This is a genomic window from Gilliamella sp. ESL0405, from assembly GCF_019469205.1.
Lineage (GTDB): Bacteria > Pseudomonadota > Gammaproteobacteria > Enterobacterales > Orbaceae > Gilliamella.
Genome location: NZ_CP048265.1, coordinates 661,948 through 674,486 on the forward strand (window position 1 = coordinate 661,948; position 12,539 = coordinate 674,486).

Consider the following 12,539-nt stretch of genomic DNA (forward strand, 5'->3'; position numbering starts at 1 on the left):
GATAAATCATGACAGACGACGCAACTCAACCTTTAATTGGACATCTTGTTGAACTCAGAACACGGCTACTACGTTGCATAATCTGTATTTTAATCGTACTGGCTTGCTTACTCTATTTTTCGAATGATATTTACCATATTGTTGCTAATCCTTTGATTAGACAATTGCCTACCGGCAGTAGTATGATTGCAACTGACATTGCAGCGCCTTTTTTTACCCCAATAAAGTTAACTGCGGTTGTGGCAATATTTGTCTCGATTCCCTATGTGCTTTATCAAGTTTGGGGATTTATTGCCCCGGCACTTTATCAGCATGAAAAACGCTTAGTCATGCCACTGATTATATCAAGTACGATTCTATTTTATATCGGTATTGCTTTTGCTTATTTTATGGTCTTTCCATTGGCATTTTACTTTTTTATTCATACCGCACCAGTGGATGTGGCAATTAATACCGATATTACCAAATATCTAGATTTTGTCATGACGCTTTTTGTTGTATTCGGATTTGCATTTGAAGTACCGGTAGCCATTATTTTACTTTGTTGGACAGGGGTGACAAATCCCCAAAGCCTACGAAAAAAACGCCCCTATATTATTGTTGGGGTTTTTGCCGTTGCGATGTTTGTTACACCACCGGATGTATTTTCACAAATCTTATTAGCAATACCAATTTGCTTATTATTTGAAATCGGTACTTTTTTTGCACGATTTTACCAACCACGTAAAAATAGCCAACTTGACAATGAAAGCCAACAAGATTTAAATGAAAATCAATAAATAGTTAAGTTATAGCTTAAATGACTAGTAAAGGATAACTCATCATAATGAAAACATCATTACCAGACTTTAATTTTGCCAATATTCTTGTTGTTGGTGACATTATGCTAGATCGCTACTGGTATGGCGGCACTAATCGTATTTCACCTGAAGCGCCGGTTCCGGTTGTGAAAATTGATGCGCTGGAAGAGCGTCCAGGTGGCGCTGCGAATGTGGCGATGAATATCACAGCGCTTGGCGGTCATGTTCGGCTCATTGGCTTAACAGGCATTGATGAACCAGCTAAAATCCTTGATGAACAATTAACCCAATACCATGTGCAATGTGACTTTGTCTCCGTTTCAACGCATCCAACGATTACTAAATTAAGAGTGCTTTCTCGCAATCAACAGCTTATCCGAATTGATTTTGAAGAGGGCTTTGATAATGTTGATCCTTCGCCAATGCTCGAACGTATTAAAACCGCACTCGCCAGCCATAATGTATTGGTGCTGTCAGATTATGCCAAAGGAGCATTATCTTCTGTTCAAGCTATGATTCAACTGGCTAATCAAGCTAATGTGCCTATTTTAGTTGATCCTAAAGGAACAGATTTTGAACGTTATCGAGGCGCCACACTACTTACGCCAAATATGTCCGAATTTGAAGCGGTAGTGGGGCATTGCCATAATGAAGAGCAGATCATCGAAAAAGGCTATGAGCTAATTAAGCGATTTGATCTCAAAGCATTACTGGTCACCCGTAGCGAAAAAGGCATGACGCTACTCCAGTTAGATAAGCCGGTTTATCACTTACCGACTCATGCCAAAGAAGTCTTTGATGTGACCGGAGCAGGCGATACCGTGATTGCTACATTAGCTACAGCGTTAGCCGCAGGCCAATCTTTAGAAGAAAGCTGCTTTTTAGCCAATGCCGCCGCAGGTGTGGTTGTGGGTAAACTAGGAACTTCAACCGTTTCTCAAATTGAGTTAGAAAATGCCATTCGAGCCCGTAAAAATAATGGTTTTGGGGTGATGACTGAAGATGAGTTAAAAGAAGAAGTCCGAAAAGCAAGGTTACGTGGCGAAAAAATTGTGATGACCAATGGTTGTTTTGATATCTTGCATGCAGGCCATGTCTCTTATCTTGCTAATGCCAGAAAACTTGGCGATCGCTTAGTAGTCGCTGTAAATAGTGATGAATCAGTAAAACAGCTCAAGGGTGAATCCCGACCAATTAATCCGTTAAGGCAACGCATGATTGTATTAGGCGCACTTGAATCAGTAGATTGGGTTGTGCCATTTGTTGAGCAAACGCCACAGCGACTCATTAGCAATATTCTGCCTGATGTTTTGGTCAAAGGTGGCGACTATAAGCCGGAAGATATCGCTGGCGGTAAAGAGGTCATTGAAGCAGGTGGAACGGTAGAAGTTTTAAACTTTGAAGATGGTTGCTCCACCACAAATATTATCAATGCCATAAAAAATCAATAAACCATTCTTAGGCAAAATTGGCGACCAACAGGTGGCCAATTTTTTGTTTACAATGTCAATTTTCACCATTTTAGCTGTCTGTTGTATTAACAACATGATGTACAAATCGTTTAGCTAAACATCTATCCAGTTTTTTAGATTAACAACAATCAGTGGCGCTTCGGTTGTTTAATTAAATAATTATTTATTTCGATAATCAATAGATAATAACTATTGTTAAATTTTAGAATAAATACTTTTTTTATTGCCCACTTTGTGCAAAGCTATTAACTATATTGAATCAGTAAGCTTAAAGGATAGATAATGACCAAACATTATGATTATATTGCTATCGGTGGCGGTAGTGGCGGTATTGCATCGGTTAACCGTGCAGCGTTATATGGCAAAAAATGTGCAATTATTGAAGCAAAATCATTGGGCGGAACGTGTGTTAATGTAGGCTGTGTTCCGAAAAAAATTATGTGGTATGGCGCGCAAATTGCCGAAGCAATCAATCATTATGGTCCCGACTATGGTTTTGATACCACTATTAATCAATTTAGTTGGGATAAATTATTAGCAAGCCGTGACGCTTATATCGATCGTGTACACCAATCGTATGACCGTGTGCTAACCAATAATAACGTAGATGTGATTTATGGCTATGCAAAATTTGTTGACTCACACACAATTGAGGTTAACGGTGAACAATACAGCGCCGATCATATTCTTATTGCGGTCGGCGGAAAGCCAACCATTCCGGACATCCCCGGCGCTGAATATGGTATCACGTCAGATGGATTTTTTGCCTTAAAAGCCTTACCTAAACGTGTGGCCGTGGTTGGGGCAGGTTATATTGCTTGTGAAATTGCCAGCGTTTTACATTCGCTAGGTGCGCAGACGCATCAATTTGTTCGTCAGGCAACACCTTTACGCAGTTTTGATCCACTGATTATTGAAACTTTAATGGAAGTGATTGCCGCTGAAGGTCAACAGTTACATACCTTTGCTATTCCAAAACAAGTGACTAAAAATAGTGATGATTCATTAACCCTAACATTGGAAAACGGTGAAAGTTATACTGTTGATTGTTTGATTTGGGCAATTGGTCGTCAGTCAGCCACTGGTGATATGAATCTAGAAGCTGCCGGCGTTGATGTTGATGATAATGGTTTTGTTATCGTCGATAAGTACCAAAATACTAATGTTGCAGGCATTTACTCGGTTGGTGATGATACCGGTGCCACCGCATTAACTCCTGTTGCCGTCGCTGCCGGACGTCGCTTGTCGGAACGACTTTTTAATAATAAAAAACATGAATATCTCGATTACACTAACATTCCAACCGTGGTATTTACTCATCCGGCTATAGGTACTGTTGGATTGACTGAACCGCAAGCTATTATTCAATACGGTCAAGAGAATGTAAAAGTTTATAAATCCACTTTTACCGCTATGTATACCGCTGTCACAGCACATCGTCAACCTTGCCGAATGAAGCTGGTTTGTGTGGGTAAAGATGAAAAAATTGTCGGTATTCATGGTATCGGTTATGGCATGGATGAGATATTACAAGGCTTTGCTGTCGCACTTAAAATGGGCGCAACTAAAAAAGACTTTGATAATACTGTGGCAATTCATCCAACTGCTGCTGAAGAGTTTGTCACTATGCGTTAATAAAATTAATGACTGCAAACTATAAAATAAAAAGCAGGCTAATGCCTGCTTTTTTGTACTTCTTACTTATCGATTATTAGACTCACTTCGCCAGCCTTGTTTGGCTAATGGATAAAAGCCTACAGCGACGGCGATTAATGCCACAAATGAGATATAAATTCCCGCACCAAGATAACTATATTGACCCAGTAAATGATCCGGACTTAATAGATAAATGGTTAACGTTGGCGTAATTGCACTAAACAAGGCATAGGCTAAATTATAAGAAAATGATAGACCCGAATAGCGGATAGCGGGTGGGAAAGTTCTGGTGCCAATAATTGGTGTCATTGCGATAGAACCAATAAATAATCCAAATATTGCCCAAATTGAATATAGTTTGCAGAGCGAAATGTCAGGCGATAGACTGCTATAAAAATAGAGGCTAACAATCGCAAGGCCACCCCAAGAAAGGATAACGGTTTTAGTGGTACCGAGCTTATCTTCTAACCAACCCGAAATAATACAGCCAATGGTTAAGGTTAATGCTGCAATACAACCACCGATTCGCCAATCAAGGTTGGCAAAGTGGTACATGCCCCCGACAATACGCCCCGGGGTAATTAAAATGCCGACCATAATGGCTGTTGATAATGACCAAGTTAAAAGCGCCACAATCATGCAAGCGGTTTTATGTTTTTTCAAAACGGTCACAACCGGAATATTTTTTTCAATAGCTTTACGGGCAGCCAATTCTTTAAAAATTGGCGTTTCAGATAAAAATCGGCGTAAATAAACTGAAATAACACCAAAAATGCCCCCGACGATAAAGGGAATACGCCAAGCATAATCTAAGATATTTTGGTTGGTAAAACAGAGATCAATAATAATTGTCACAATAAAACCAAGCAAGATACCGCCAGTTATGCCGGATGTTAAGGTGCCAACGCCAAATCCGTAACGTTGTTTTGGCACATGCTCTGCAATAAATACCCAAGCACCGGGCATTTCCCCGCCAATGGCTGCACCTTGTAGCATACGCATTATCAACAGCAGTAGTGGCGCCATAATCCCAATGGTTTCATAAGTGGGTAATATACCAATAATAAAAGTCGGTAAAGCCATCATGGCTACACTTAGCGTGAACATTTTTTTACGTCCGACTTTATCGCCAAAGTGCGCCATGATAATTCCGCCAACCGGACGAACTAAATAACCAGCGGCAAAAATTCCCCAAGCAAAAAGATCCAAGGTTAAAGGTGATAATGTATGGGGGAGGAAAAGCGGTTTGACAATAGTGTCAATATAAAGCGCGTAAATAACAAAATCGTAAAACTCTAACGTTCCACCTAACGATGAGAGCACTAATGTTTTCAAATCCTTGCAATTTAATGGCCGAGCAACGGGTTGCCATTCGGCGTTGATTTCAGATTGACTCATGAACACAACCTTATTGTTATTGTTAAATAAAGATAACCAAATAATTCATCTTTTTTGACGAAATCCTAAATTGAGACAACATTCTGCCATAAAAATTTGTCCTTTTTTTCATCATAAAAAAATTTCATGAGTGAGACAAAACCGGTTATTTGATTTATAATTCTCGGAAAAATTTGGAAAAATTCAGCTTGTTTATAGAAATTTATGTAAGGAGAACTATCTATGTCAACCCCACAATCAAGGCGCTGTAGCTGGGTATCTAATGATCCTTTGTATATTGATTATCATGATAACGAATGGGGCATTGCTCAATATGATAGCCTTAAATTATTCGAAAAGCTCTGTTTAGAAGGGCAACAAGCTGGATTATCATGGATTACAGTGCTAAAGAAACGAGAAGAGTACCGTCGCTGTTTTTTTGATTTTCAGCCGGAAAAAATTATTCAATTAACGGCAGAAAATATCGAAGCTTTATTGCAAAACAAAGGCTTAATACGCAATCGTTTAAAACTCAACGGAATAGTAAAAAATGCGCATGCCTATTTAAATATGCAAAATAACGGTGAAGATTTTTCAACATTTATCTGGTCATTTGTCGAGGGAAAACCGATTATTAATCATTTTAACGATATGAGTGAAGTGCCTATTACTACCGATATTTCTGACAGCATGTCAAAAGCTTTAAAAAAGCGAGGTTTTACTTTTGTTGGTTCGACTATCTGTTATGCTTTTATGCAATCAATGGGATTAGTTAACGATCATTTTCAATATTGTGATAAAAAATAAAGGAAAAAATGACTATGCTCATTAAATTGATCAAGATTTGCTTTATTTTAATCTTTACCTATTTTGTTGTTGCCAATATTGTTATTTATTTGTATGCCAATAAAAAACCGGTATCAAATGCGGATACTTTAGTGGTACTCGGCTCTCAAGTTATAGGCAAGCCGGCTGTTGCGCATCCTACATTAGCTGTAAGATTGGATGTTGCGTATGATTACTTAAAAGATAATCCCCAAACCAAAGTGGTTGTTTGTGGCGGGCAAGGTAGGGATGAGTCGGCAACTGAAGCTAGCGTTATGGCACAATATTTAATCGATAAAGGTATCGAACCTAGTCGAATTTATCAAGAAGATAAATCAACCCGAACAGCACAACAATTTATCTATGCAAATCATGTATTACCTTTAGGTAATACGGTTGTGGTAACCAATGATTTTCATCTGTTGCGTTCAATTATGTTAGCCAAACGTTCAGGTATTAGCCAAGTATCAGGGCTATCAGCGCCATTAGCTTGGGATAATATCGATAAATATTATGCATTGATTCGTGAGCCACTTGCACTGGCAAACTCCTGGCTATTTGATCACCCAAGCGATGATATGAAAAACGAGCAATAATTTTAAATCAAAACCTTTAATCAATCGCGGTAAAGCCATTAGTAGCTAATGTTTTTACCGTGCTTCCATGCTATTATTAATCATCAAATTTTAAATTGTTATAGATAAATATGAAATCCGATACAATTGTTGCACAAGCAACGCCGCCGGGTCGAGGTGGTGTTGGAATTTTGCGTATTTCCGGGCCTCAAGCTCAAACAGTTGCGCATGCGGTATTAGGAAAATTACCAAAACCTCGTTATGCTGAGTATCTTCCCTTTTTAGCGTCTGATAATACAACGTTAGATGAGGGGATCGCATTATATTTCCCTAATCCTCACTCTTTCACCGGTGAAGATGTGCTTGAATTACAAGGGCATGGTGGGCCGGTAATTTTAGATCTGCTACTTAAACGAGTGCTTGAGATACCTAATGTGCGAATTGCAAGACCGGGTGAGTTTTCAGAGCGTGCTTTTTTAAATGATAAATTAGATTTAGCCCAAGCTGAAGCCATTGCCGACTTAATTGACGCCAGTTCTGAACAGGCTGCAAAATCAGCTATATCATCCCTGCAGGGGGTATTTTCTAAAAAAGTTAATGCGCTAGTTGAATCATTGATTCACCTAAGAATCTTTACGGAAGCTGCTATTGACTTTCCTGAAGAAGAGATCGACTTTTTGTCGGACGGCAAAATAGAAGTGCAACTTAATGAAGTGATTGCTCGATTAAACGAAGTTCGTCAAGAGGCTAAACAAGGCTCACTGTTACGAGAAGGCATGAAAGTTGTGATAGCCGGGCGCCCTAATGCCGGTAAATCAAGTTTACTTAATGCACTTGCCGGGCGTGAAGCTGCAATTGTGACCGATATTGCCGGTACGACTCGTGATGTGTTACGTGAACATATTCATATTGACGGTATGCCTCTACACATCATTGATACTGCCGGATTGCGTGAAGCCAGTGACGAAGTGGAAAGAATCGGTATTGAACGAGCATGGCATGAAATAGAGCAAGCCGATCGAGTCTTATTTATGGTAGATAGCACAACGACCAATGAAACTAATCCGGAAAAATTGTGGCCAGAATTTATCGAGCGTCTGCCAAAAAATATGCCTGTCACTGTGATTCGTAATAAAGCTGACTTAACCGGCGAGGCGTTAGGTTACAGTGAAATAGATGGCTACTCGCTAATTCAACTTTCAGCCCGTACCGGTGACGGTATTGCGCTACTGCGTGATCATCTTAAACAAGCTATGGGCTTTAATGCGAGCACTGAAGGTGGCTTTTTAGCGCGCCGCCGCCATTTGCAAGCACTGGAAAAAGCCGCTCAGCACTTAAGCAATGGGCATTATCAATTAATGACTTTTCATGCCGGTGAATTACTCGCTGAGGAGTTAAGACTTGCGCAAGAAGCTTTAAGTGAAATTACCGGAGAGTTTACTTCTGATGATTTGCTAGGGCGCATATTTAGCTCATTTTGCATTGGTAAATAGAAGATGTAATTCAACTGTTAAGCTAAGCTAAATAACCGCTTATTTATCGTTTTATCATAGTAAGTTGGTAGTTTGGTTTTAGGCTGTTTTGGCGTAATATATAAAAACTTTTTCATTTTTAGCATAGCGTTTTGTTAAATAGCTAATCTATGCGCTCAGCCGGTTAATTATTTACAAAACCATGTTATTTCCAATAAAACAGAGGGTTAATTATGAAATTAATAGTCGATAATATGAGTTGTCAGCACTGTGTTAATGCTATCACTAAGGCGATTAACGATATCGATCCAAAGGCTAAAGTGACGGTTGATTTAGCTAAACATGAAGTTGATATCGACGGCGGAACCATTTCGCAAGAAGCCGCTATTGCTGCGATTAATGAAGCCGGTTATGAATTTGTTGGTATTGCCTACTAGTTTTAATGATTTCAATTATGACGGTTTCGGGCAAAATTTCAGTTAAATAAAAAACAGTGTTAATTTGTCCGAAACCTCAGTTATCAATCGATCACCACCATTGGTAAAAATGGTGCGTTGGTCCAATACCTTTTCCGATACTTAAATCATCAGCATGGCTAATGGCGCCATATAAATAATCTTTCGCTTGTTTGACTGCCTGCGCTAAACTGCGCTGAGGTAATAACGCAGCAATTGCCGCAGATAAGGTGCAACCTGTGCCATGGGTATTTTTGGTTTGAATTCTTGGTGAAGACATAGTGATAATTTCATCATGTGTGATCAAGTAATCCGGGCTTTCATGCCCCGGCAAGTGTCCGCCTTTCATTAGCACAGCTTGACAGCCTAATTTAAGCAGCGCTTGTCCCTGTTTTAGCATATCATTTTCGTTGCTAGCTTCGTCACAATCTAACAAGGCAGCCGCTTCCGGCAAGTTTGGGGTGATAACAGTTGCCAGTGGTAATAATTTTTCACGAATTGCAGTGACAGCGTCGGATTTTAATAAGCGGTGCCCACCTTTGGCAACCATAACGGTGTCTAGCACAATGTTATTTATAGGGTTATTTTTTAATAAATGATAGACCGTCGACACTATCTCTTTGTTCATCAACATACCGATTTTAACACTGTCGATGTTGATATCCTGATATAGCGTATTAAACTGCGCTTCAACAAATTGTGGCGATATAGCCAGCACGTCATCAACGCCTTGAGTGCTTTGCGCAGTGAGAGCAGTAATTACCGACATCCCATAAGCGCCTAATGCTGAAAATGTTTTTAAATCAGCTTGAATACCGGCACCACCACTTGGGTCGGAGCCGGCGATGGTTAAGGCGATTGTTGTCATAATATTTTTTCCTGTCGAGCTTGTTGTATTTTATTAATCAGCGATGCGGTTGCCTGTGCGACATTTTTTTGTCCACAAATGGCGGAAACCACGGCAACGCCGTCAATACCTGTTTGAATAACTTGGCTAATATTATTGATATCAATGCCACCAATGGCTACAGCAGGGCATTTTTTCAGTTTTACTTGTTGAGTCAGCTGCTCAATTCCCATAGCTGTTGCCGCATCTTTTTTGGTTGATGTTGGAAAGATTGGGCCAATTCCCAAATAATCGACTTGTTGCCAGTCAACCGCATTAAGTTGCTCTTGATTGGAAACTGAGAACCCTAACCATTTATCCTTACCGATTAAACGGCGAGTAACATCGACAGGCAGATCACTTTGCCCAATATGGACTCCATCTGCGTCAATAGCGAGTGCAATATCAATATGGTCATTAATAAATAGTGGGACAGGGGTGTCGGCTAGTGCGGTTTTCAGTGCTAAGGCGGCATGATACCACGCTTTACCTGTTAGCGCTTGCTCAGATCTTAACTGCACAGCAGTAACGCCATTAGCAACAGCAATTTGGGTCGTGTTTACCATACCATTAATACCACCACACAATAAGGGATCGAGAACTAAATATAAGTCCAAATTCAATTGTTTTTTCATCAGATTTCCTTATCCATGGTGTGAATTAAACAGTGAAAGCGTGTCGATAATTGATACGGCATAACTGCCTAAGCCATGGTGTTTGTTAGCTTGTTCACCCGCTTTTTTCATCATTAAACAGGCCGAAGCACAAGCTAATAACGTATCGTCTGAGCTAGCGATAAAGGCCGCCACCATTGCCGACAGTGAGCAACCGGTTCCGGTTACTTTCGTCAATGCAATATCACCCCCTTCAATGCGGTATGTGATTTGACCGTTAGTCACATAATCAATATCACCGGTCATTGCAACAATGGTTTGATACTTTTGTGCTAACTGCTTTGCCGCTTCAAGCGCCTGTTCGGTTGAATCTTGGCTATCAGGCCCATTTGAGCAAGATTGCTCACCGCTTAATGCCAAAATTTCTGATGCATTACCGCGAATGGCAGTGGGCTGAAATGCCAATAATTGATGAGCTATTGCGGTTCGATAAGGCAATGCGGGACCAACAGCGACCGGATCAAGCACCCATGGTGTTTGACTTTGTTGTGCTTGCTTTGCAGCAAGCAGCATGCTTTGCGCAATATTATCCTCAATTGTTCCAATATTAACCAATAAACTGCTGGCAACGCTAACAAAATCGGCAACTTCTTGCTTGGCAACAATCATTGCAGGTGATGCGCCAATAGCCAGTAATACATTGGCAGTAAAATTTTGTACTACATCATTTGTTATACAGTGGACGAGGGGATGTTGTTGTTTAACGTTATTAATAAAGGGGGTGGCTTGGGCTAAATCAAACATTTTGGCTTGTGACATATTCATTCCTTATCATCTATTTATTGGGAAGAATTTGCCAGATTAAGCGCAATGTGGCTCAGACTTCCCTACGCTGGTATGATCCAGATCAGGTTCAACGGGTAAACTCTCAGTTTTTTGCAAAAGGCAAAAAACACCCCGAGTCAAATTTTTCAGTTATTATGAACTTACTATCGGTTTTAAACAAGCTATTGTAATAATCTTTCGATATCTGTTATCACTTTTCTTTCCGGTAGGAAGATGATTAAATGATCGCCATCTTCAATAGTTAAATCCGTGTTGACGATAATGACATCTTCACCGCGAACAACAGCCCCAATGGTTGCGCCGGACGGTAATTTTAGTCCGTTGATATTTTTGCCGACCAGTTTCGAGCTCTCATTGGTGCCATTAGCCACCACTTCGACAATTTCCGATTCGCCTTGTCGAAGTGAAATCACTTTTACAACGCCGGTTTGTCTTACATGACTCAGTAGCTCTGAAATCGTTGCGTGTTGTGGGGAGATAGCAATATCAATCACACTATCATTAATCAATTCCAAATAAGCCTGTTTTTGGATTAAGACAATAACTTTTTTGGCGCCCATTCTTTTGGCCAGCATTGAAGACATAATATTTGATTCATCATCGCTGGTTACAGCAATAAACAGATCGGTTAATTCGACTTGTTCTTGCGATAAAAGCTCTTGGTCGGACGATTCACCATGTAAAACGGTGGTATTAACTAACTGTTCAGCAATAAATTCTGCCCGTTCCGCATCCCGCTCAATCAACTTGACTTGATAGTCGTTTTCTAACCGCTTAGCTAAGGCAACCGCAACCCCGCCACCACCGCTAATTATAATTCGCTTGTAAGGTTTCTCTAACCGTTGTAGCTCGCTGGTTACCGCTTTAATATTCACCGGAGGAGTAATAAAGTAGACCATATCACCGGCTTCAATAAGTGTAGAGCCTAATGGACGAATAAAGCGATTTTGGCGATAAATCGCCACCACTCGAGCTTCAACATGCGGGAGATGCTCTTTGAGTTCGGACAGTTCACTACCGACTAAAGCGCCACCATAATATGCAGTAACAGCAACTAGACAGACCCGATTATCATAAAACGAGGCAAACTGTAGAGCGCCGGGATATTGAATTAATTGACTGATATGATTTGTGATTAAATTTTCTGGTGCAATAATGTGATCGATATTAATACAATCTTTATTGAAAAAAGGGTATCGTTCATCATTGTATTCCGGCGCACGAATGCGGGCGACTTTTTGCGGAATGTTAAACATGACATGACCAATCTGACAAGCCATCATATTAACTTCGTCAGAATTGGTAACCGCAACGAGCATATCAGCCGATTCAGCACCAGCGCTTTCCAACACTTGTGGATAAGAAGATTTTCCTACAATGACTTGTAAATCAAAACGCTCTTGCAAAGATTGCAATTTTTCGTGATCTTCATCAACCACAGTGACATCGTTTTGTTTATCGGTTACCAGATACTCTGCCAGCGCACTGCCGGTTTGTCCTGCACCAAGAATTATAATCTTCATTGTTAACCCATAATAGTTAAATGGCTTTAAAGCTTACA

The 12,539-nt window shown here is 40.2% G+C and carries 12 protein-coding genes and 1 riboswitch; of the genes, 7 read left to right on the forward strand and 5 right to left on the reverse strand.

Annotation, left to right across the window (positions count from 1 at the left end; translation table 11 throughout):
* Positions 1 to 8 precede the first annotated feature (8 nt).
* From tatC to gorA, 3 genes are all read left to right on the forward strand, one after another.
* Positions 9 to 779 carry a twin-arginine translocase subunit TatC gene (gene tatC / locus GYM74_RS03025; RefSeq protein ID WP_220219021.1) on the forward strand — a complete coding sequence of 257 codons (771 nt, stop codon included), beginning with the start codon at positions 9 to 11 and terminating at the stop codon, positions 777 to 779.
* A 47-nt stretch (positions 780 to 826) separates the two neighbouring features.
* Entirely contained in the window at positions 827 to 2,251 is a 1,425-nt protein-coding gene (hldE, locus tag GYM74_RS03030; RefSeq protein ID WP_220219022.1) for a bifunctional D-glycero-beta-D-manno-heptose-7-phosphate kinase/D-glycero-beta-D-manno-heptose 1-phosphate adenylyltransferase HldE, read from the forward strand.
* Positions 2,252 to 2,554: 303 nt separating this feature from the next.
* Positions 2,555 to 3,907: a glutathione-disulfide reductase gene (gene gorA, locus GYM74_RS03035; RefSeq protein ID WP_220219023.1), complete on the forward strand. Its 1,353-nt coding sequence runs from the start codon at positions 2,555 to 2,557 to the stop codon at positions 3,905 to 3,907.
* A 66-nt stretch (positions 3,908 to 3,973) separates the two neighbouring features.
* Here the strand turns inward: gorA and GYM74_RS03040 are convergent, their stop codons facing one another.
* The gene (locus tag GYM74_RS03040; protein WP_220219024.1) at positions 3,974 to 5,326 is read right to left on the reverse strand and encodes an MFS transporter; all 1,353 of its coding nucleotides are present in this window, start codon (positions 5,324 to 5,326) and stop codon (positions 3,974 to 3,976) included.
* Between the two features lie 222 nt (positions 5,327 to 5,548).
* On the opposite strand from GYM74_RS03040, the gene GYM74_RS03045 reads away from it, so the two are divergent.
* The 4 genes from GYM74_RS03045 (at position 5,549) to GYM74_RS03060 (ending at position 8,614) form a co-directional block, all read left to right on the forward strand.
* Positions 5,549 to 6,112: a DNA-3-methyladenine glycosylase I gene (locus GYM74_RS03045; RefSeq protein WP_220219025.1), complete on the forward strand. Its 564-nt coding sequence runs from the start codon at positions 5,549 to 5,551 to the stop codon at positions 6,110 to 6,112.
* Positions 6,113 to 6,120: 8 nt separating this feature from the next.
* On the forward strand, positions 6,121 to 6,726 hold the full coding sequence (locus GYM74_RS03050) for a YdcF family protein (RefSeq protein ID WP_220219026.1): 606 nt from the start codon (positions 6,121 to 6,123) through the stop codon (positions 6,724 to 6,726).
* Positions 6,727 to 6,836: 110 nt separating this feature from the next.
* Positions 6,837 to 8,198 (forward strand): tRNA uridine-5-carboxymethylaminomethyl(34) synthesis GTPase MnmE, encoded by a 1,362-nt coding sequence (mnmE, locus tag GYM74_RS03055; RefSeq protein ID WP_220219027.1) that lies wholly within the window; start codon positions 6,837 to 6,839, stop codon positions 8,196 to 8,198.
* A 212-nt stretch (positions 8,199 to 8,410) separates the two neighbouring features.
* Positions 8,411 to 8,614 (forward strand): heavy-metal-associated domain-containing protein, encoded by a 204-nt coding sequence (locus GYM74_RS03060; RefSeq protein WP_220219028.1) that lies wholly within the window; start codon positions 8,411 to 8,413, stop codon positions 8,612 to 8,614.
* Positions 8,615 to 8,705: 91 nt separating this feature from the next.
* On the opposite strand, the gene thiD is transcribed toward GYM74_RS03060, so the two are convergent.
* The 4 genes from thiD to trkA form a co-directional block, all read right to left on the reverse strand.
* Complete coding sequence (gene thiD, locus GYM74_RS03065; protein WP_220219029.1) at positions 8,706 to 9,500, reverse strand: bifunctional hydroxymethylpyrimidine kinase/phosphomethylpyrimidine kinase; 795 nt, start codon at positions 9,498 to 9,500, stop codon at positions 8,706 to 8,708.
* Positions 9,497 to 10,153: a thiamine phosphate synthase gene (thiE, locus tag GYM74_RS03070; RefSeq protein ID WP_220219030.1), complete on the reverse strand. Its 657-nt coding sequence runs from the start codon at positions 10,151 to 10,153 to the stop codon at positions 9,497 to 9,499. The genes thiD and thiE overlap by 4 nt, the downstream gene beginning before the upstream one ends.
* Positions 10,154 to 10,162: 9 nt before the next feature.
* Positions 10,163 to 10,951, reverse strand: a complete 789-nt coding sequence (gene thiM, locus GYM74_RS03075; RefSeq protein ID WP_220219031.1) for a hydroxyethylthiazole kinase — start codon at positions 10,949 to 10,951, stop codon at positions 10,163 to 10,165.
* 48 nt (positions 10,952 to 10,999) lie between these two features.
* A riboswitch (TPP riboswitch) is annotated at positions 11,000 to 11,102 on the reverse strand.
* 37 nt (positions 11,103 to 11,139) lie between these two features.
* On the reverse strand, positions 11,140 to 12,501 hold the full coding sequence (gene trkA / locus GYM74_RS03080; RefSeq protein ID WP_220219032.1) for a Trk system potassium transporter TrkA: 1,362 nt from the start codon (positions 12,499 to 12,501) through the stop codon (positions 11,140 to 11,142).
* Positions 12,502 to 12,539: the final 38 nt, after the last annotated feature.

What these genes read in the sequence shown, in the direction of transcription:
- hldE (WP_220219022.1), top strand. Translation starts at nt 827, where the DNA reads ATGAAAACATCATTACCAGACTTTAATTTTGCCAATATTCTTGTTGTT.
- thiM (WP_220219031.1), bottom strand. Translation starts at nt 10,951, where the DNA reads ATGTCACAAGCCAAAATGTTTGATTTAGCCCAAGCCACCCCCTTTATT.
- mnmE (WP_220219027.1), top strand. Translation starts at nt 6,837, where the DNA reads ATGAAATCCGATACAATTGTTGCACAAGCAACGCCGCCGGGTCGAGGT.
- gorA (WP_220219023.1), top strand. Translation starts at nt 2,555, where the DNA reads ATGACCAAACATTATGATTATATTGCTATCGGTGGCGGTAGTGGCGGT.
- GYM74_RS03045 (WP_220219025.1), top strand. Translation starts at nt 5,549, where the DNA reads ATGTCAACCCCACAATCAAGGCGCTGTAGCTGGGTATCTAATGATCCT.
- thiE (WP_220219030.1), bottom strand. Translation starts at nt 10,153, where the DNA reads ATGAAAAAACAATTGAATTTGGACTTATATTTAGTTCTCGATCCCTTA.
- trkA (WP_220219032.1), bottom strand. Translation starts at nt 12,501, where the DNA reads ATGAAGATTATAATTCTTGGTGCAGGACAAACCGGCAGTGCGCTGGCA.
- tatC (WP_220219021.1), top strand. Translation starts at nt 9, where the DNA reads ATGACAGACGACGCAACTCAACCTTTAATTGGACATCTTGTTGAACTC.
- GYM74_RS03060 (WP_220219028.1), top strand. Translation starts at nt 8,411, where the DNA reads ATGAAATTAATAGTCGATAATATGAGTTGTCAGCACTGTGTTAATGCT.
- GYM74_RS03040 (WP_220219024.1), bottom strand. Translation starts at nt 5,326, where the DNA reads ATGAGTCAATCTGAAATCAACGCCGAATGGCAACCCGTTGCTCGGCCA.
- thiD (WP_220219029.1), bottom strand. Translation starts at nt 9,500, where the DNA reads ATGACAACAATCGCCTTAACCATCGCCGGCTCCGACCCAAGTGGTGGT.
- GYM74_RS03050 (WP_220219026.1), top strand. Translation starts at nt 6,121, where the DNA reads ATGACTATGCTCATTAAATTGATCAAGATTTGCTTTATTTTAATCTTT.